Annotated in this window: 21 protein-coding genes and 1 tRNA gene; 7 read left to right on the forward strand and 15 right to left on the reverse strand. The window is 68.0% G+C overall.

All coding sequences use genetic code 11. The annotated features are described in order from the left end of the window. Positions 1–39: 39 nt before the first annotated feature. Positions 40–1,968: an alpha/beta fold hydrolase gene (locus Q8L83_RS08480; RefSeq protein WP_305285979.1), complete on the forward strand. Its 1,929-nt coding sequence runs from the start codon at positions 40–42 to the stop codon at positions 1,966–1,968. Between the two features lie 9 nt (positions 1,969–1,977). On the opposite strand, the gene Q8L83_RS08485 is transcribed toward Q8L83_RS08480, so the two are convergent. The 3 genes from Q8L83_RS08485 to Q8L83_RS08495 form a co-directional block, all read right to left on the reverse strand. Continuing rightward, complete coding sequence (locus Q8L83_RS08485; RefSeq protein ID WP_305285981.1) at positions 1,978–2,331, reverse strand: DUF1428 domain-containing protein; 354 nt, start codon at positions 2,329–2,331, stop codon at positions 1,978–1,980. Between the two features lie 77 nt (positions 2,332–2,408). Beyond that, positions 2,409–2,876 (reverse strand): YaiI/YqxD family protein, encoded by a 468-nt coding sequence (locus tag Q8L83_RS08490; protein WP_305285983.1) that lies wholly within the window; start codon positions 2,874–2,876, stop codon positions 2,409–2,411. Between the two features lie 49 nt (positions 2,877–2,925). After that, entirely contained in the window at positions 2,926–3,243 is a 318-nt protein-coding gene (locus Q8L83_RS08495) for a helix-turn-helix transcriptional regulator (protein ID WP_305285984.1), read from the reverse strand. 65 nt (positions 3,244–3,308) lie between these two features. Here Q8L83_RS08495 and Q8L83_RS08500 point away from each other — a divergent pair, with 65 nt between their 5' ends. After that, positions 3,309–3,758, forward strand: coding sequence for an SRPBCC family protein (locus Q8L83_RS08500; protein ID WP_305285985.1), 450 nt, complete (start codon positions 3,309–3,311; stop codon positions 3,756–3,758). Between the two features lie 20 nt (positions 3,759–3,778). Here Q8L83_RS08500 and Q8L83_RS08505 read toward each other — a convergent pair whose 3' ends face one another. Then, entirely contained in the window at positions 3,779–3,964 is a 186-nt protein-coding gene (locus tag Q8L83_RS08505) for a hypothetical protein (protein WP_305285986.1), read from the reverse strand. A 163-nt stretch (positions 3,965–4,127) separates the two neighbouring features. Here Q8L83_RS08505 and Q8L83_RS08510 point away from each other — a divergent pair, with 163 nt between their 5' ends. The 3 genes from Q8L83_RS08510 (at position 4,128) to Q8L83_RS08520 (ending at position 6,650) form a co-directional block, all read left to right on the forward strand. After that, positions 4,128–4,703, forward strand: a complete 576-nt coding sequence (locus tag Q8L83_RS08510; RefSeq protein WP_305285987.1) for a hypothetical protein — start codon at positions 4,128–4,130, stop codon at positions 4,701–4,703. Further along, on the forward strand, positions 4,700–5,875 hold the full coding sequence (locus Q8L83_RS08515) for a zinc-dependent alcohol dehydrogenase (protein ID WP_305285988.1): 1,176 nt from the start codon (positions 4,700–4,702) through the stop codon (positions 5,873–5,875). Before Q8L83_RS08510 ends, Q8L83_RS08515 begins: the two co-directional genes overlap by 4 nt. Before the next feature lie 64 nt (positions 5,876–5,939). After that, positions 5,940–6,650 carry a Crp/Fnr family transcriptional regulator gene (locus Q8L83_RS08520; protein ID WP_305285989.1) on the forward strand — a complete coding sequence of 237 codons (711 nt, stop codon included), beginning with the start codon at positions 5,940–5,942 and terminating at the stop codon, positions 6,648–6,650. A gap of 34 nt (positions 6,651–6,684) precedes the next feature. Here the strand turns inward: Q8L83_RS08520 and Q8L83_RS08525 are convergent, their stop codons facing one another. From Q8L83_RS08525 to Q8L83_RS08550, 6 genes are all read right to left on the reverse strand, one after another. After that, on the reverse strand, positions 6,685–7,107 hold the full coding sequence (locus tag Q8L83_RS08525; protein WP_305285990.1) for a YciI family protein: 423 nt from the start codon (positions 7,105–7,107) through the stop codon (positions 6,685–6,687). 109 nt (positions 7,108–7,216) lie between these two features. Continuing rightward, positions 7,217–7,621, reverse strand: a complete 405-nt coding sequence (locus tag Q8L83_RS08530) for a hypothetical protein (RefSeq protein ID WP_305285991.1) — start codon at positions 7,619–7,621, stop codon at positions 7,217–7,219. A gap of 95 nt (positions 7,622–7,716) precedes the next feature. After that, the gene (locus Q8L83_RS08535) at positions 7,717–8,100 is read right to left on the reverse strand and encodes a limonene-1,2-epoxide hydrolase family protein (protein ID WP_305285992.1); all 384 of its coding nucleotides are present in this window, start codon (positions 8,098–8,100) and stop codon (positions 7,717–7,719) included. 117 nt (positions 8,101–8,217) lie between these two features. Beyond that, positions 8,218–8,856 (reverse strand): glutathione S-transferase family protein, encoded by a 639-nt coding sequence (locus Q8L83_RS08540; RefSeq protein ID WP_305285993.1) that lies wholly within the window; start codon positions 8,854–8,856, stop codon positions 8,218–8,220. 95 nt (positions 8,857–8,951) lie between these two features. Next, entirely contained in the window at positions 8,952–9,629 is a 678-nt protein-coding gene (locus Q8L83_RS08545; RefSeq protein WP_305285994.1) for a nitroreductase, read from the reverse strand. 96 nt (positions 9,630–9,725) lie between these two features. Then, positions 9,726–10,388: a Fe2+-dependent dioxygenase gene (locus Q8L83_RS08550; protein WP_305285996.1), complete on the reverse strand. Its 663-nt coding sequence runs from the start codon at positions 10,386–10,388 to the stop codon at positions 9,726–9,728. Positions 10,389–10,618: 230 nt separating this feature from the next. On the opposite strand from Q8L83_RS08550, the gene Q8L83_RS08555 reads away from it, so the two are divergent. Further along, positions 10,619–10,969: a zf-TFIIB domain-containing protein gene (locus Q8L83_RS08555; RefSeq protein ID WP_305285998.1), complete on the forward strand. Its 351-nt coding sequence runs from the start codon at positions 10,619–10,621 to the stop codon at positions 10,967–10,969. A 271-nt stretch (positions 10,970–11,240) separates the two neighbouring features. Then, positions 11,241–11,978, forward strand: a complete 738-nt coding sequence (locus tag Q8L83_RS08560; RefSeq protein WP_305286000.1) for a cyclopropane-fatty-acyl-phospholipid synthase family protein — start codon at positions 11,241–11,243, stop codon at positions 11,976–11,978. 43 nt (positions 11,979–12,021) lie between these two features. Here the strand turns inward: Q8L83_RS08560 and Q8L83_RS08565 are convergent. The 5 genes from Q8L83_RS08565 to Q8L83_RS08585 all read right to left on the reverse strand — a co-directional run bounded on the left by Q8L83_RS08565 (position 12,022) and on the right by Q8L83_RS08585 (position 16,384). Continuing rightward, positions 12,022–12,098: transfer RNA gene (locus tag Q8L83_RS08565), tRNA-Arg, on the reverse strand. Between the two features lie 132 nt (positions 12,099–12,230). Further along, positions 12,231–12,746 carry a CarD family transcriptional regulator gene (locus Q8L83_RS08570; RefSeq protein WP_305286002.1) on the reverse strand — a complete coding sequence of 172 codons (516 nt, stop codon included), beginning with the start codon at positions 12,744–12,746 and terminating at the stop codon, positions 12,231–12,233. A gap of 293 nt (positions 12,747–13,039) precedes the next feature. Beyond that, positions 13,040–13,381, reverse strand: a complete 342-nt coding sequence (gene fdxA, locus Q8L83_RS08575; RefSeq protein WP_304711542.1) for a ferredoxin FdxA — start codon at positions 13,379–13,381, stop codon at positions 13,040–13,042. Positions 13,382–13,502: 121 nt separating this feature from the next. Next, positions 13,503–13,805, reverse strand: a complete 303-nt coding sequence (locus Q8L83_RS08580; protein ID WP_305286005.1) for an RNA-binding S4 domain-containing protein — start codon at positions 13,803–13,805, stop codon at positions 13,503–13,505. After that, positions 13,802–16,384 (reverse strand): helicase-related protein, encoded by a 2,583-nt coding sequence (locus tag Q8L83_RS08585; protein WP_305286007.1) that lies wholly within the window; start codon positions 16,382–16,384, stop codon positions 13,802–13,804. The genes Q8L83_RS08580 and Q8L83_RS08585 overlap by 4 nt, the downstream gene beginning before the upstream one ends. Positions 16,385–16,406: the final 22 nt, after the last annotated feature.

Consider the following 16,406-nt stretch of genomic DNA (forward strand, 5'->3'; position numbering starts at 1 on the left):
GACGAAAGGCTCCCCCCTCGGTTGTTCAGGGGTCTCGCCATGGTGTTGCGCACAGTCTTTCTCGGAACGGGCCTGGCCCTGCTGATGGCGAGCAGCGCCCTGGCCCAGGTCGAGCGCCGCGAGGTCGGACAGCTGGTCTATGAGGGCGCGCCGGCCGCCTCGCCGGAGCTGCAGGCGATCATCTCGCCCTATTACGAGGTGCGTGCGGCCGAATTCGAGGACTGGCTGGCCGACGGCTCGATGCTGATCTCGACGCGGTTCGGCGAGACCTCGCAGATCCACCGGCTGGTCGCCCCCGGGGCGGCGCGCACCCAGCTGACCTTCTTCGACGAGCCGATCACCGCGGCCAAGGTGCAGCCCGGCGCAGCGCGGTTCGTCTATCGCCGGGACGAGGGCGGCTCGGAATACTATCAGGGCTTCCTCCGCGACCTGGACGGCCGCGAGACCCGGCTCAGCGCCGAGGGCACGCGCAACAGCGACTTCGTCTTCTCCAAGGATGGACGTCAGGTGGTCTGGAGCCAGGTGACGCCCGGTGATCCGAACTACGACATCATGATTGCCGATCCGAACGCGCCGGAGGGCCGCCGGGTGGTCCTGGAAGGCGAGGGGGCCATGGCGCCCCTGGAGATCTCCGCCGACGGGCGCCGCATCCTCATCAGCCGCTACAACTCCATCGCCTTCGTGGAGCTGTTCGTTCTCGATGTGGCCTCGGGCCGCCTGACCCCGGTGGGGCCGACAGACCGGCAGGTCTTCTACGAGGGCGGCGCATTCGCCAATGCCGGCGCTTCGGTGATCACCCTGTCGGACGACGGCTCGGAGGTCGCCCGACCTGTGGTGTTCGACCTGGCCACGGGCGCCATGCGCGACCTGGCGCCGGACGCCGAGTGGGGCGCCGAGGGCTTTGATCTGTCGCCGGACGGTTCGACCATCGCCTATGTGGTCAACCAGGAGGGCTATTCGAAGGTGCTGCTGCGGGACGTGGCCAGCGGCCGCCTGCTGGCGGGGCCAGACCTTCCCAAGGGCGTCCTCACGGCGCTGAAATTCTCCAAGGACGGCGCGCGCCTGGGGCTCAGCCTGTCGACCTCCACGGCGTCCGGCGACGTCTGGGACTATGAGCTGGCGAGCGGCGCCCTGACCCGGTGGACCCAGAGCGAACTCGGCGGCCTCGATCCGGCCCGGCTCGTCGAGCCGGAGCTGTTCCGCTATTCCACCTTCGACGACCGCTCTATTCCGGCGTTCATCTATCGCCCGCAAGGGGCCAGCGGGAAACTGCCGGTGGTCATCCAGATTCACGGCGGCCCGGAAGGCCAGGAACTCCCCAGCTTCAATCCCCGCCGCCAGTCCTGGGTCAATGAGCTGGGCGCGGCCGTGATCATCCCCAATGTCCGCGGCTCGACCGGATACGGAAAGACCTACCTCTCCCTGGACAACGCCGAGAAGCGCGAGGACTCCGTCAAGGATATCGGCGCCCTGCTGGACTGGGTGGCCGCCCAGCCAGACCTGGACGCCAGCCGCGTGGCCGTGGTCGGCCAGTCCTATGGCGGCTACATGGCGCTGGCTGTGGCGGCCCACTACAACGACCGCCTCGTAGGCGTCATCGACCTTTACGGCATCTCCGACTTCATCACCTTCCTGGAGAACACCGAGGGCTATCGCCGCGACCTGCGCCGGGCCGAATATGGCGATGAGCGCGACCCCGCCATGCGCGCGGTGTTCGAGAAGATCGCCCCGATCAATATGAGCGATCGGATGAAGAAGCCGATGATGATCTATCAGGGCGCCAACGACCCCCGGGTGCCGGCCTCGGAGTCCGAGCAGATGGTCGCCAGACTTCGGGCCCAGGGCACCGAGGTCTGGTACGTGCTGGCCAAGGACGAGGGCCACGGCGTGCACAAGAAGTCCAACCAGGAGGCCGTGCGCACCACCGAGGTCCAGTTTCTGAAGTCGGTGCTGAACCCGTCGCCCTGAGGCGTCCAGCTAGCGGACGATTATCGAGTCGAAGCCGCCGAAGATCATGCGCTTGCCGTCGAAGGGCGTCTTGGCCGGGTCGTGGTCCATCCGCGGGTCGGCCATGACCTTGGCGAGGACCGCGTCGCGGCTGGCGCGGGACTCATAGGTGATCCAGGAAAAGATCACGACCTCGTCCTCGGTGGCCTGAACCGCCCGGGGAAACGAGGTGAGTTCGCCTATGGGCACATCCTCGCCCACGCATTCCACATAGGTCAGGGCGCCATGGTCCATCCAGACCTCGGCGGCCAGGGTGGCCATCGCCTTGTAGGCGTCCAGATTGGCCTTGGGGACGGCGAGCACGAAGCCATCGACATAGGGCATGGGTTTCTCCTTTTCATATTCAGGTCTCGGGTCCAGGACGAACGCGCAGAGCTTTCGCCGACAGATCCCAGCAGATTTCACCCCCGCCGCCGGCGCTCCTTCTGGATCACCGTGTCGAGGGCCTGGAGGAAGCGCGAGCGGTCGTTGCGGTCGAAGGGCTTGGGGCCGCCATAGATGTCGCCAGTGGAGCGGAGCTGTTCCATCAGGGCCCGCTGGGCGATGGCCGAGCCGATAGAGTCCTCAGTGAACGGCTTGCCGTTGGGCGCGATGGCGTGGGCGCCCGCCTGCAGCACGCGCTCGGCCAGGGGAATATCGTTGGTGATGGCCACGTCGCCCGGCGCCACATGCTCGGCGATCCAGTCATCGGCCACGTCGGGGCCTGCATCGACGATCACCCGTGCGATCAGGGGCGAGGTCGGGATCATCATGAAGGCGTTGGAGACCACCCAGGTCTTCAGCCCATAGCGCTGGGCGACCTTGTAGATTTCGTCCTTCACCGGGCAGGCGTCAGCGTCGATGAAGATTTCGATGGGTTTGTGGTCCATGGCGCTCCCCGTGAGTTCGCTGGGCGGACATATGGCGCAGGATCGCGCCTCAGGCTTCCAGATCCTGCTTCAGCCGATCAAGAAGGCCGACCGCCTGGGCGGCATAGGCGCCGATCCATCGGTCTTGGATGTGCTTGATCGGTATAGGGTTGAGATGGTTCCACCGCTCGCGGCCCCGCCGTTCGGCGATCACCAGATCGGCGGCGTCCAGCACCTTGAGGTGTTGCATGACGGTGCAGCGATCCAGGGCGGGGAAGAGGGCGCAGAGGTCCCCCGTGGTGCGGGGATTGTCCCGCAGCGCATCCAGCAATTCTCGCCGGACGGGAGAGGCCAGGGCCTTGAAAACCTTGTCTGATTCGCTCGCCATTGACATGTTATAAAATTATAACATTATTTGGAGCCGCGCAATGGCGCGCGCTGTGGAGTTCAGGCATGGATTTGAAGTTCAAGGTCTCGGCGCGCATCGCGCGGCCGGTCTCCGAAGTGTTCGAGGCGGTGGCCGATCCGGCCAAGCTGTCAGGCTATTTCACCACGGGCGGCGCCAAGGGGCGGCTCGAAACGGGGGCTACGGTCTACTGGGACTTTCACGACTTCCCCGGCGCATTTCCCGTGGAGGTCAAGTCGGTCGAGCCCCACAGCCGCATCACGCTGAACTGGGACGCCGAAGACGCCGAAGGCGCCTATCCCACTACCGTGGTCATGACCTTCGAGGCGCTGGAGGACGGGCGCACCCTGGTGACCATTTCGGAATCGGGCTGGCGCGAGACGCCGGAAGGCCTCGCGGCCTCCTACGGCAATTGCCAGGGCTGGATGCAGATGCTCTGCGCCCTGAAGGCCTATCTGGAATACGGGGTGAACCTGCGCGAGGGCATGTTCAAATAGCGGCTGAAGCCTTCGGCGGCTCAGCTTGGCTTCTTCTTGAACGTGTCGCCCACGGCGGTGGCGTCGGGGCCATCGGGACCGGCGGCGCGACGCGACTTCTCGCCGTTGCGGCTGACCTCCTGGTCGGAGGCGAGACCTGGCTGCTTGCCCAGGGGTTGAGCGGCGTTGTCCTTGCGGCCTTCGGACTGAAGCGGTGACTTGGTCATGGTCGTTCCACGGTTTGAGCGGGGCCGGGCGCCGGTCCCGATGACCCAATTCGCCCACGGTCAGACAGTTCCGCAGGGCGCGCCGCGCCCCATCAACCTCTGCCAAAGGAACGAAACCCCTCCGCGGCGGGTCTTAGGGGCTGCAGACCAACAGGAGGCCTCCTTGCCCAGTGCTCAGACGACCGCGCCAGCCGCCGACTGGCGACGCAAGGCCAGCCACATCTCCCACGATGCGCTCAGCTTCGGCCGCTGGATGGGCGGCAAGCCCCTGGCGAAGGCGCCGTCCGCAGAATTCTCCACCCCCGGCGGCGGCCGCATGCGGCTGACGACGGATCGGGTGCGCGCCCGGCCGGCCCTGACGCCCCAGCTGTCCTTCATGCTCGGCCAGAACGCCATTGGACTGGGGGTCTGGGGCCTGCTTTTCCCCAAGGCGGTGAACCGGTTCCTGGGGGTCCAGGCCCCGCATCAGACGACCCAACTGCTGTTCGGCACCCGGGAGATGGCGACCGGCATGAGCCTGTTCTCCAATCCGACGCGATCAGGCGTGCTCTGGGCGCGTGTGGCCGGCGACCTCTTCGATATCGGGGTCCTGACCTGGCTGAACCGGCCCAGCAACCCCAAGCGGGGCAACGCCCGGCTGGCCCTGGGTGTCGTCCTTGCGGTCACGGCCCTCGACGCCATCGCCGCCGCGCGGCTGTCCAACGTCCAACGCAACAGCGTTTCTGGAGGCGGCCGATGAAAGCCATCTGCTGGCAAGGCAAGAAGGACCTCCGTTGCGAGGAGGTCCCCGATCCGATCATCGAAGATCCCAGGGATGCGGTGATCCGGGTGACGTCCACCTGCATCTGTGGATCGGACCTGCACCTGATGAACGGCTTTGTGCCCACCATGTGCGCTGGCGACGTCATGGGCCACGAGTCCATGGGCGAGGTGGTGGAGGTCGGCGTCGAGGCCCGCGCCCAGGGCCTTTCGGTCGGCGACCGGGTCGTCGTGCCCTTCCAGATGACCTGCGGCGTCTGCGAGCAATGCCAGGCTGGCAACTACTCGGTCTGCCAGACCACCAACCGCAACGCCGACCTGGCCAAGGCCTTCTTCGGCGACACGACCGCTGGCCTGTTCGGCTATTCGCACATCACCGGCGGCTATGCCGGTGGCCAGGCGGAGTATCTGCGAACGCCCTTTGCGGCCACCTCGCTGATCAAGATCCCCAAGGCCGGTGTCGACGAGAAGTACCTGTTCCTCAGCGACATCCTGCCCACGGGCTGGCAGGCGGCCGCCTTCGCCGACATCCAGCCCACCGATACCGTGGCGGTCTGGGGCTGTGGCCCCGTAGGCCTGTTCACCATCCTTTCGGCCATCATCCAGGGCGCCCGCCGCGTCATCGCCATCGACGATGTGCCCGAGCGGCTGGCCATGGCCGCCAAGCTGGGCGCCGAGATGATCGATCGCAGCCAGGTGAAGGTGCTGCCGACCCTGAAGGAGATGACCGGCGGCCATGGTCCCGAAAAGTGCATCGACGCCGTCGGTATCGAGGCCCACGGCCCCACGCCCCTGCTGGAGCTGATCGACCGGGCGCAGACGGCCCTGAAGCTGGAGACCGAACGGCCGGTCGCCCTGCGTGAGGCGATCATGGCCTGCAAGGCCGCCGGCACGGTGTCGGTGCCCGGCGTCTACGGCGGCATGTCCAACATGATCCCCATGGGCGCGTTGATGAACAAGGGCCTGACCCTGCGGACCGGCCAGACCCATGTGCGCCGGTGGAGCGACGACCTGCTGCGTCGGCTGGATGAAGGCGAGATCGACCCGACCTTCCTGATCACGCACACCGAGCCGCTCGGTCGCGGGCCGGAGATGTATGACCTGTTTTCCAGGAAGGCGGACGGCTGTGTGAAGGTGGTGCTCAAGCCCTGAGGTCCTGAACGGCTGAACTTAAGCTTGAAGCTACGCGTTCCGGTTCACGACCGGAGGACTACCCATGCCCGAAAACCGCTTTCTCAGCACGCTGGGTCGCGCCGACGCCGCCCTTCTGGGGCCGGCGCTGCGCGCCAGAAGCTTGGCGCGGGACGATCTCGTGGCCTGCGAGGGCCGACCGGTCGAGCGGGTCGTTCTGCCGGTGAATTGCATTCTCTCGGTCATCGCCGTCATGCGCGATGGCCGCGAGGTGGAGACCCGGACCATCGGCTTCGAAGGCGGCTATGGCCTCTTGCACGCCCTCGGCTCGCCCGTGTCCTACGAGCGTGTGATCGCCCAGGTGCCCGGCGACGCCTATGAGCTGCCCCTCGCGGCTCTGGCCCAGGCGGCGCAGAGCAGCCCAAGCCTGGTCAACCATATTGTCAGCTTCGCCCAGGCCTCGCTGATACAGTCGGCCCAGACCACGGCCTGCAACGCCATCCACGGCGCGGAGCAGCGCATGTGCCGCTGGCTGCTGATGTCGCAGGATCGCCTGGGATCGAACATCCTGCCCCTGACCCAGGAACACCTGTCGATCATGCTGGGCGTGCAGCGGACCACCGTCACGGCGATCGCCAAGGACCTGCAGGCCCGGGGGCTGATCGCCAATGGGCGCGGCCGGATCAAGATCACCGACCGGGAGGGTCTCAAGCGCATCGTCTGCGAATGCTATGAGATGCTCGAAGACGGCGTCACCCAGATGGTCGGGTTCAGCCCCGCCGCCCAAACTAGCTGAGGCCTCGCCCGCCCGATCCGCGCCGGCCTCTTGTTCAGTCCCCCACCAGCTTCGCCGCCACGCGGCCATGCACGTCGGCGGCCTCTGGCGTCATGATCTCGTCGAAGTCGGACATCTCATAGAGGGGGCGGATTTCGATCTCGCTCGGCCCCGGCATCGGATTGGGGCACCGCTTCACCCAGGCCACGGCCTCGTCCATGTCCTTGACCTCCCAGAGCCAGTAGCCGGCGACCACCTCGTTGGTCTCGGCGAAGGGGCCGTCCATGACGATGCGGCTGGTCCCGTCGAACCTGACCCGCTTGCCCTTGGAGGTCGGCTTCAGGCCATCGCCCGAGACCAGGATGCCGGCGTCGGCCAGGGCCTCGTTGAATCGGCCCATCTCTTCCAGCAGTTCGCTGGGGGGCATGACGCCAGCCTCGCTGTCGTCCGTCGCCTTCACAAACACCATCACCCGCATCGCTCGTCTCCCATCCTTTGGACTGCACATCCTGGCCGGAGGTTTCCGGCTGGTCTCTCGAAGGACGATCCGCGTCTTGCTGGGCCGACAATTTTGGCGGCGAGATTTTTCAGTGGTCCTGCGCCTCATCGAGGCTGACGGCGTTTTCCACCAGGTCGCGCCAGGTGGGGTCGGTGTCGTCCACCAGGTCCACATCATCGAGCAGGGCGACGGCCGAGTCCCCATCCGGCAGGATCAGGCCCAGCACCTCCATGGTCTCGCCGTCAGATCCCACATGGGACTCCGCCTGCACGGCCACGGCGGCCTGCGCCCCGTCGTCCTCCCACCAGATGACCGGCTGGGGCAGCTCCATGTCGATGACGGCGGGATCGCGGGTCTCGCCCAGCGCAAACACCGCCCGCCTGGCCTGGACGTCGTCCAGCGTCGCCACCGCGCCGGTGAACGCCGTCAGGCGTCCCCAGTCGTCCACATCGAAACCGCCACCGTCCTCTTGGGCGTCGTCCGTCGAAGTCATGGGGCGGAAGCTCTTTGAAAAGAGCGCAGGCGGCGCTCGCCCGCGGCAGCCGAAATTTTCCGACATGCCGCGGGATTCCACAAGGCGAAGGATGCCTAGCTGGCCGGCCAGACCGAAAGGATGGTTGCGGCGTCGAAATAGTCCCGCCAATAGACGATCTTGCCGTCCTGGATTTCGAACACGCCGGTGACCGGCAGCTCGACCCACCTGTCGGCCAGCTGGTGGCGGTCCAGGCGCTCGATGAATACGCTGGATCCGTGCTCGGCCTCGCGCAACACCCTGAACTCATTGTGCAGGGTCGGCGCAAAGAAGGGCTCCAACAGGCTGCGCATGCCGTCCGGCCCGTGCGCCACGGGCAGGGGCGGCGGATTCACATACTCACAGCGGTCGGCCACGAAGATCATCGCAGCCTCATAGTCCAGCTGTTCCAGCGCCTTGAGGAACGGGCGGACGATCTGAAGGGGCGAGGGTTGGGTCATGGGGCTCTCCTGGGGTCTTGCGAGACCCCCAGGCTCAGCCCGCCAGCCCTCGCCCGCAACGACCTGCCAGGTCATCGGCTGCGCGATGGCCCTTACGCCCGGCCAGTTTGACCTGGCTCAGTCGGCGGCGGCGAAGTGCGCCATCTGGTCGGCGTGGGCCTTGACGAAGGCCGGACGGCGGGTGGCCCGGGCGACATAGTCCCGGCACGCCTGATGCTTGGCCAGCCCATCAAAGCGATCGACCAGACGCAGGACGTCGGCCATCAGGATGTCGGCGATGGAGAAGTCGTCCGCGAGCCATTCGCGCCCGGCGAGGACGGGCTCGAGATGGTCCAGGCGCGCCGTCAGAAAGGCGTCCAGGCGCTTCCAGCCGGGTGCGTCCCCCGTCTCGCCGGAAAACTGGAAGATCGTCCAGGGCAGGCTCGCCATCTCGACGGAGTTCAGCGCCGCAAAGGTCCATTCCAGCACGCTGCGCCGACCGGCCAGGTCCGTCGGCATCAGCGCCGCGCTCTGCTCGCCCAGATGGATCAGGATCGCGCCGCTCTCGAAGATCGAGAGATCGCCGTCGGTCAGCCAAGGCACCTGTCCGAACGGCTGGTGGGCGAAATGCGCCGCGTCGCGTCCGTTGAACGGCACGCCCTCGACCCGATAGGGCGCCTGCGCCTCCTCCAGCGCCCATCGGATGCGCAGATCGCGCACATAGCCCCGGGGACCTTCCGGCGCCCAGTCGAAGGTCGTGAGGATCAGTTCGCCCATGGCTCGTTCTATCCTGCTCTGGCCTGCCGATGCGGCGGCGCCTCGCGCCCAAGGACGTCGAAGCTCAGGGCGATCCGACAGGGTACGGGCAAGGCCTAGTCGTCGAAGCCCACGAAGGTGGTCGCCTCTTCCACCGACTTGCGTTCCGACACCACCGCATTGGCCGGGAAGGTGTCGTCGGGCCAGCCGAGCGCGATGCTCTTCATGATGATCTGATCATCGGCGATGCCGGCGTGTTCGCGCACCACCGGTGACTGCATGATGCCCTGGCTGTTGATCACCGCGCCCAGGCCGCGGGACCAGGCCGCGTTGACCAGGGCGGTGGTCACCGCGCCGCAGTCGAAGGGGGTGTCGTCGCTGCCGTCCAGCACCCGGTCATAGGTGACGATGATGCAGACCGGCGCGTCGAACTGGCGGAAGCCGCGCAGCACCCAGTCCTGGCGCATCTCCTTGTCCTCGCGGGCGATTCCCATGGCGGCGAACAACTGCTTGGCGACGCCCACCTGGCGGTCGCGGTGGTGGCCTGCAAAGGCCTCGCCGGTGCGAAACTCCCGCGACTGGGGGACGCCGGCGACCATCCGCTCGGTATTGCCGGCCCGGATCCTGTTCAGCGGCTCGCCGGTGATGACGTAGAAGTTCCAGGGCTGGGTGTTCATCGACGACGGCGCCCGCATGGCCAGGCGCAGGATCTCTTCGATCAGCGCCTTCGGCACCGGATCGGGCTTGTAGCCCCGGATGCTGCGGCGACCGAGGATGACGTCGTCAAACTGCATGAGAGGACCTTTGGAGACATTGGCGATGCGACGGGGAAGACCTGTCAGTTTTTGGTCGCCAAGCCAATGTGTGCCGTGGCGTCAAGGCGGGGTCGCCTAGTTCTCGCCCCACAGGCGCAGCAGGCCGCCGATCGACTTGTCGATCAGCAGGGACGCCCCGCCGGGCGCCAGGCCCGCTCGGGCGCGCTCCAGATCATAGAGCAGCTCCCGCTGATCGGCCCGCCGGATCAGGCTCTGCACCCAGCCGACGCAGGCCAGCCGTTCGCCTTGGGTCACCGGCGCGACCCGGTGCAGATGGCCCGTCGGATAGACCACGGCGGCGCCCGCCGCCGGCCGAAACGCCCGCTCTCCCGACAGATCCTGGATGATCAGGTCGCCGCCGGCATAGGTCTCCGGGTCGGAGAGGAACAGGGTGAAGCTGAAATCGGTGCGCAGCGGCGCGCCGTAGGCGTCGAACATGCCGGCGTTGTCCACATGCAGGCCGTACTGCTGGCCCGGCCCATAGCGCGAGAAGATCAGGCTCGACCAGCGGGTGGGCCGCACCAGGCTCCGCAGGGTGGGATGGGCTTCCAGCGCCAGCCGCACCCGGCGGGCCAGGGCGGCGACGCCGGGGTCGTCGCCCCGGGCCTGAGCGTTGGACTTCACCTGTTCGGCCGCTGCGCCAGCCGTCGCCCGCCCGTCACGGAAGGGGGCGGCCTCCAGGCCCTGGCGGACGGCCATGATGTCTTCGGGGCCAAGGACGTCTGGCAACACGATCACGCTTGGCCTCCTGCCGCCGGCGGCGGCCCCCTTTTTCGCATCGCCTGCGCCGAGGGCAAGGCCCTTGCCGAGGGCCGCGGCTTCGCCCATCTCTGCACTGCGGACCGGGCCCCTCTGGTGACGCGCCGCCCCAGGGCCGGCGCTCACGATGTCGGACGCATCACGTCAGCACGTGAGGTCGCAGGGTCCTAAGTCGCCGTCGCGCCTCCGTCGTTCAGAAGGAAGTCTCGATGCCCCTGCTCCTATGCCCCAACGACAACAGCCCCATGCAGACCGTGGACCGCGCGGGCGTGCAGTTCGACATGTGCCCCACCTGCCGCGGCGTCTGGCTCGACCGCGGCGAACTGGAAAAGCTGATGGAGGCCAGCGCCCAGGCCGCCGCCCCGCCGCCGCAGCAGCAGGCCGCGCCCCAGCACCGGCCCCCGCCGCCCCAGGCCCCGCCGCAGCCATGGGCCGGCGGCTATGGCGAACGCGGCGAATACGGAGAGCGTGGGGAACGCGGGGAGTACGGCGAGCGCGGCGAATACGGCCACCGCGGCTATGGCAAGAAGCGCCCCTCGATCTTCGACATCTTCGACTGAAGGGCGCCGGCTGGCGGCCCCCGCCGCCAGCACAAGCTTCGCCTTCGAGCAGGCCGGCGTTCGGCGGTTGCTTTCTGGCCGCGCGGCGGACAATCCGGCCTCAGGCATCGTCCTCCGCCGCGTGGACTTCAAAGCCACGGGTGAAGACGCCGCGCCCTGCCGGTCCCGTGGCGCCTGCGTCATGCACATTCGTTACGCTTTGGACGGGGCCTGACGCCTGAGCCTATCCTCCTTTGGGAGGGGCGGCAGCGGCCTGGCGGGAGACAATGCCATGAGAGATCAGCTCCACCAGCCGGACCTCTACCCGCTCACGTCCAAGTACGATGCAGGGTGGCTGTTGGCTCTGGACATGGGGCCGAACCCGCTTTGGCTGATGGAGAATCTCCTCCGCGACCTGCGGCTGGAGCCCGGCATGCGGGTGTTGGACCTCGGTTCCGGTCGCGGCGCGACGTCCGTGTTCCTGGCCCGGGAGTTCGATGTCGATGTGGTGGCCGTCGACCTCTGGGTTGATCCGGCAACGGCCACCGCCGTGTTCGAGGACGCGGGCGTAGCTGACCGGGTCGAGGCAGTGCGGGCCGAAGCGCACTCGCTTCCCTTTGACCGTGCGTCCTTCGACGCCATCATCAGCATTGATGCGTATGAATATTTCGGCACGGCGGACGGCTATCTGGCCTACATCACCAGGTTCCTGAAGCCTGGCGGGCAGCTCGGTGTCGCCACGCCTGCGATGCGGCGGGAGGTCCGGGAAATCGGCCACATCCCGCACCACATCAGGACCTGTGTCGGATGGGAGGCGATGGCCTGGCACACCGCTGACTGGTGGAGGTTCCAGTGGGCGATCACCGAGCTCGTCACGGTGACGTCGGCGAGGTTTCAGGAGCGCGGCTGGGCGGATTGGTTGCGTTGGGAGCGGGCCAAGAACGCGCCGACGGAAGATGGCGTAATCGCCATGCTTGAAGCCGATGGCGGAGAATTGCTGACCTTCGCTTTCATCACCGCGGTCAAGTGAATCAGCGACCCCATGGGAGGCATTTCACGGGGTTAACCACCCCTGGCGGCCCGGAAGGGACTCGAACCCCTGACCTTCGGTTTAGGAAACCGCTGCTCTGTCCTGCTGAGCTACCGGGCCGGCTGGCTTGAGCGATGCCATGGGGCAGGGGGCGGCGCCAAGCCCCCTTGGCTGGCCGAGGGGGTGGGCGGGCCGAAACGAAAAACGCCCGGCGCTGGAGCCGGGCGTCTTGATCGTCGGGAGCGTGGTGGCTCAGGCGGCGGCCGAGGCCTTCACCAGCAGGGACTTGTTGAGCATGACGATGGCCGCGTCGCGGTCGATCTGCTCGATGGCGGCGACTTCCCGGGCCATGCGGTCCAGGGCCGATTCATAGAGCTGGCGCTCGGAATAGGACTGCTCCGGCTGGTTCTCGGCGCGGTGCAGGTCGCGTACCACCTCGGCGATGGAGATCAGGTCGCCGGAATTGATCTTGGCTTCGTATTCCTGGGCGCGGCGGCTCCACATGGTGCGCTTGAAGCGGGCGCGGCCCTTGAGCGTGTTCAGCGCCTGGCTGACCACATCGCCTTCGGCCAGGGAGCGGAGGCCCGAGCTGCGCGCCTTGCCGGTGGGCACGCGCAGGGTCATCTTCTCGTGGTCGAAGGTGATCACATAGACTTCAAGCGAAAGACCGGCGACGTCCTGGGTCTCGATCGCCTGCACCTGGCCGACGCCGTGCGCCGGATAGACGACATGATCGCCAACCTGGAAGTCCAGACCGTTCTTGCTCATTGCGAGACCCTTCAAAATGCGCCGCAATGCCGATCCGGAGTCAGGAAAACGCGCTCACAGGGACGAACCAATCCACGACGCGGCGGGTGCGCGAAGGACGGCGAGCCTGGGAACGGAGTAGACCTCTTTAGACACCCTCGCCCTGGTCGGGCGTTATCGGCCGGCGACGGCTCTTCTGTTCATCGACGGGGCAAGCGACAGCCGCTTACCTCCACGTCGAGTATGACGATACCATAAAATCGAGCCGAAAGAAAGGCTTGGCGCCGAACCTGCAAGCTCAGGCGCCGCCAGGGTCAGGAGCCGCGGCCAGGCTTCTCGCTGAAGTACTTCTCCAGCTTGCCGGTTTCGCGCTCGAAGGCTTCGGCGTCGGCGGGGGGATCGCCCTTGACCGTGATGTTCGGCCAGATCCGGGAATATTCGGAATTCAGCTTCAGCCACTTGCCGTCCGGATCGTCCTCGGTGTCGGGCTTGATGGCGTCCACCGGGCATTCCGGCTCGCACACGCCACAGTCGATGCACTCGTCCGGATTGATGGCCAGGAAGTTCTCGCCCTCATAGAAGCAGTCCACCGGACACACCTCCACGCAATCCATGAACTTACATTTGATGCAGGGATCCATGACGATATAGGTCATCGGGACATAGGCTCCGGTCGCGGCCAACGGGGACGCGGGGGTGTTAGAGGCGCGGGTTTTTCACGGCGCGGGGGCGCCTTGTCAACCTGAGGCCATAGCGCGTCTGCGCTTGCGATGCTGCTCAGTATATCTGCAAGGGCGAATAGAGGGTGCGGGCCTCGGCCGGCGGGCCGCGCCGTTCGCCCATGGCCTCGACGGTCACGGCGGTGACCCGCCCGCCGATGGCGAAGACCAGCTGATCGCCGGCCCGCACGGTGCGCGAGGGCTTGTCCAGGCGGGTCTCCTGGCCGGTGCGCGTCAGGCGCACGCGCTTGCCCTCCACGAAGGCGGCGGCCAGCGACCGGGTCTTGAAGAACCGCGCCCGCCACAGCCAGACGTCGATGCGGCAGGTCTCGGCGCCCTCGCTGCTCGGCTGGGCGTTCATGCGGAGGTTCCGGGGGACGTGGCGCGCTTGCGGCGGCGGGGCCGGCGCTTGGGCGAGCGGGCAGGGCTCGGGGCCGGCGTCGGCCTCGGCGGGGGCGTCTTCAGGGCGGCCAGGGCGGCGAAGGGCGAGGCGGCGCGCGGCGGGCTCGACGCGTCCTTCGGCTTGGGCGGATTGCGACGGCGCCAGGCCTTGGCCGCGCCGGGCGCCGCCCGGGTCGTCGGCGCATAGCCCAGCGCGCGCAGGATCGCCTCGCCCTCGGCCTCGCCCCAGCCCAGGTCGGGCCAGATTTGCGGCTCCAGCAGGGCGCCGCCCCCTTGGCTGGGCGCGGCCCGCAGGCGTTCGTCCAGGTCTTCCAGGGCCGCCACCGAAACCGACAGGCCCGCCACCGCCCTGTGGCCATGGGCGGCCAGCCGCCAGGGCGCGGGCATCTCGGCCGGCAGGGGAGAGGCGCCGGTCATCGCGGGGCGCCACCCGGCCTCGGCGGCGAAGGCCTGGGTGAAGGCCAGGGCGTCGGGCTTCAACAGGCCCGGCATGAACAGGCTGAAGGCGCCGATGCGCACGCCCAGCGCCTTCAGCGCCCGGCGCTCCACCTGGCTCAGCGCCTTGACCTCGTCGCGGACCAGGGCGCGGTCCAGAACGCCGCCCTGCTCCAGCAGGCGATAGGCGATGCCCCGTGGCAGGCCCTTGATCCGCCCTTCTGTCACCGCGGCGTCCAGCTTGCGCAGAGGGCTGAGCCGGCGCCCGGCCTCGGCGGCGAGGAAGGCCTCCAGCCGCCGCTGGGCCCGCTCCCGGGCCGCGGCCTCGCCCAGTTCGCCAAACAGCCGCACCCGTGGCGCAAAGGGCCGTCCGCCAGACAGGGCGCCGACCGCCTCGCCCCGCCACAGGACCACCCCGTCGGGATTGAGCGCGAAGGCCTCGTCGCCCTCGGCCGCCAGCTTGCCCAGCCGCCGCGCGATCTCCGGCCCCACCGCGGCGACGGCGGCGGCGCGCAGGGCCTTGGTCTCCAGGATCGAGGCGCCCTGGTCAGCCTCGAAGCTGACCCCCAGCAGCCGGCCCACATACTGGCCCTCCACCGTCACGGCCCCATCGCCGCCGACCCCGGCCAGCATCTCGTGACGCACCCGCAGGCCCCGCATCAGGGCGCTGGTGCGGCGGTCCACGAACCGGGCCATCAGCCGTTCGTGCAGGGTGTCCGACAGCCGGTCTTCCAGCTGGCGCAGCTTGCCCTGCCAGCCGGTGGGATCGACCAGCCAGTCTGGGCGGTGGGCCACATAGGACAGCGTCCGCACCGAGGACAGCCGTTGGGCCAGAGCATCGATCTCGCCCTCTGGCCGGTCCAGCTGCTTGTGCTGACGGGCGATCCAGTCGTCGGGGATGCGGCGGCGGCCGGTGGTCAGATTGTCGAACAGGTCGCGGACCAGGCGCACATGCTCCTCGGGCGAGACCTTGCGGAAGTCCGGCGTCTGGCAGACGTCCCACAGCTTGAACAGGGCGGCGCGGTCGCGGACGCGGGCGACCACATCCGGATCGGCCGCCAGCTTGCGCAGGGTGATCTCGTCCAGCGCCTCCTGGGCCAGGCGCAGGCCCGAGCGGTCCGGGCTGCGGGCCAACGAGCGCAGCAGGTCGGGCAGGGAGTCGAAGTCGAGCCGGGCGTTGCGCCACTCCGCGCCTGTGACAGCCTCGAACTGGTGGTTCTCGACGGCCTCGACCAGATCCTCGTCCATCTCGTCGCAGTCGCCGGTGACGCCGAAGGTCCCATCGGTGCGGAAGCGGCCGGCGCGGCCGGCGATCTGGCCGATCTCCTGCGGCGTCAGCCAGCGGTTGCGCCGGCCGTCGAACTTGCGAAGTCCGGCGAAGGCCACATGGTCGACATCCATGTTCAGGCCCATGCCGATGGCGTCGGTGGCCACCAGGAAGTCCACCTCGCCCGACTGATAGAGCGCCACCTGGGCGTTGCGGGTGCGGGGGCTGAGCGAGCCCATGACCACGGCGGCCCCGCCGCGCTGGCGGCGGATCAGCTCAGCGATGGCGTAGACCTGGTCGGCGGAGAAGGCGACGATGGCGCTGCGCCGGGGCAGGCGGGTCAGCTTCTTGGAGCCCGCATAGGTCAGGTTCGAGAACCGCTCCCGGCTGACGATCTCGGCGTCGGGCAGCATGCGGCGGACCAGGGGCGCCATGGTCGAGGCGCCCAGCAGCATGGTCTCGTACTTGCCCCGGGCGTGCAGCAGGCGATGGGTGAAGACGTGGCCGCGTTCCGGGTCGGCGCAGAGCTGGATTTCGTCGACGGCCAGGAACTCCACCTCCCGCGACAGGGGCATGGCCTCGACGGTGCAGACGAAATAGACCGCCCGGGGCGGAACGATCTTTTCCTCACCGGTGATCAGGGCGACGGAGCGGGCGCCGCGCAGCTTGACGATCCGGTCATAGATTTCGCGGGCCAGCAGCCGCAGCGGCAGGCCGATCATGCCCGAGGCGTGGCCCAGCATGCGCTCGACAGCCAGATGCGTCTTGCCGGTGTTGGTCGGTCCCAGCACCGCGACGAGGCGGGACGGGGCCGCACCTGAGGGGCGGTCGCTCATGACCTGAAAGGTGGGGCGCGAA

The sequence above is a fragment of the Phenylobacterium sp. genome (genome assembly GCF_030680185.1).
Taxonomy (GTDB): domain Bacteria; phylum Pseudomonadota; class Alphaproteobacteria; order Caulobacterales; family Caulobacteraceae; genus Phenylobacterium.

Coding starts and splice junctions, on each gene's coding strand:
- Q8L83_RS08480 (WP_305285979.1), top strand. CDS start 40: ATGGTGTTGCGCACAGTCTTTCTCGGAACGGGCCTGGCCCTGCTGATG.
- Q8L83_RS08485 (WP_305285981.1), bottom strand. CDS start 2,331: ATGCCCTATGTCGATGGCTTCGTGCTCGCCGTCCCCAAGGCCAATCTG.
- Q8L83_RS08490 (WP_305285983.1), bottom strand. CDS start 2,876: ATGGACCACAAACCCATCGAAATCTTCATCGACGCTGACGCCTGCCCG.
- Q8L83_RS08495 (WP_305285984.1), bottom strand. CDS start 3,243: ATGGCGAGCGAATCAGACAAGGTTTTCAAGGCCCTGGCCTCTCCCGTC.
- Q8L83_RS08500 (WP_305285985.1), top strand. CDS start 3,309: ATGGATTTGAAGTTCAAGGTCTCGGCGCGCATCGCGCGGCCGGTCTCC.
- Q8L83_RS08505 (WP_305285986.1), bottom strand. CDS start 3,964: ATGACCAAGTCACCGCTTCAGTCCGAAGGCCGCAAGGACAACGCCGCT.
- Q8L83_RS08515 (WP_305285988.1), top strand. CDS start 4,700: ATGAAAGCCATCTGCTGGCAAGGCAAGAAGGACCTCCGTTGCGAGGAG.
- Q8L83_RS08520 (WP_305285989.1), top strand. CDS start 5,940: ATGCCCGAAAACCGCTTTCTCAGCACGCTGGGTCGCGCCGACGCCGCC.
- Q8L83_RS08525 (WP_305285990.1), bottom strand. CDS start 7,107: ATGCGGGTGATGGTGTTTGTGAAGGCGACGGACGACAGCGAGGCTGGC.
- Q8L83_RS08530 (WP_305285991.1), bottom strand. CDS start 7,621: ATGACTTCGACGGACGACGCCCAAGAGGACGGTGGCGGTTTCGATGTG.
- Q8L83_RS08535 (WP_305285992.1), bottom strand. CDS start 8,100: ATGACCCAACCCTCGCCCCTTCAGATCGTCCGCCCGTTCCTCAAGGCG.
- Q8L83_RS08540 (WP_305285993.1), bottom strand. CDS start 8,856: ATGGGCGAACTGATCCTCACGACCTTCGACTGGGCGCCGGAAGGTCCC.
- Q8L83_RS08545 (WP_305285994.1), bottom strand. CDS start 9,629: ATGCAGTTTGACGACGTCATCCTCGGTCGCCGCAGCATCCGGGGCTAC.
- Q8L83_RS08555 (WP_305285998.1), top strand. CDS start 10,619: ATGCCCCTGCTCCTATGCCCCAACGACAACAGCCCCATGCAGACCGTG.
- Q8L83_RS08560 (WP_305286000.1), top strand. CDS start 11,241: ATGAGAGATCAGCTCCACCAGCCGGACCTCTACCCGCTCACGTCCAAG.
- Q8L83_RS08570 (WP_305286002.1), bottom strand. CDS start 12,746: ATGAGCAAGAACGGTCTGGACTTCCAGGTTGGCGATCATGTCGTCTAT.
- fdxA (WP_304711542.1), bottom strand. CDS start 13,381: ATGACCTATATCGTCATGGATCCCTGCATCAAATGTAAGTTCATGGAT.
- Q8L83_RS08580 (WP_305286005.1), bottom strand. CDS start 13,805: ATGAACGCCCAGCCGAGCAGCGAGGGCGCCGAGACCTGCCGCATCGAC.
- Q8L83_RS08585 (WP_305286007.1), bottom strand. CDS start 16,384: ATGAGCGACCGCCCCTCAGGTGCGGCCCCGTCCCGCCTCGTCGCGGTG.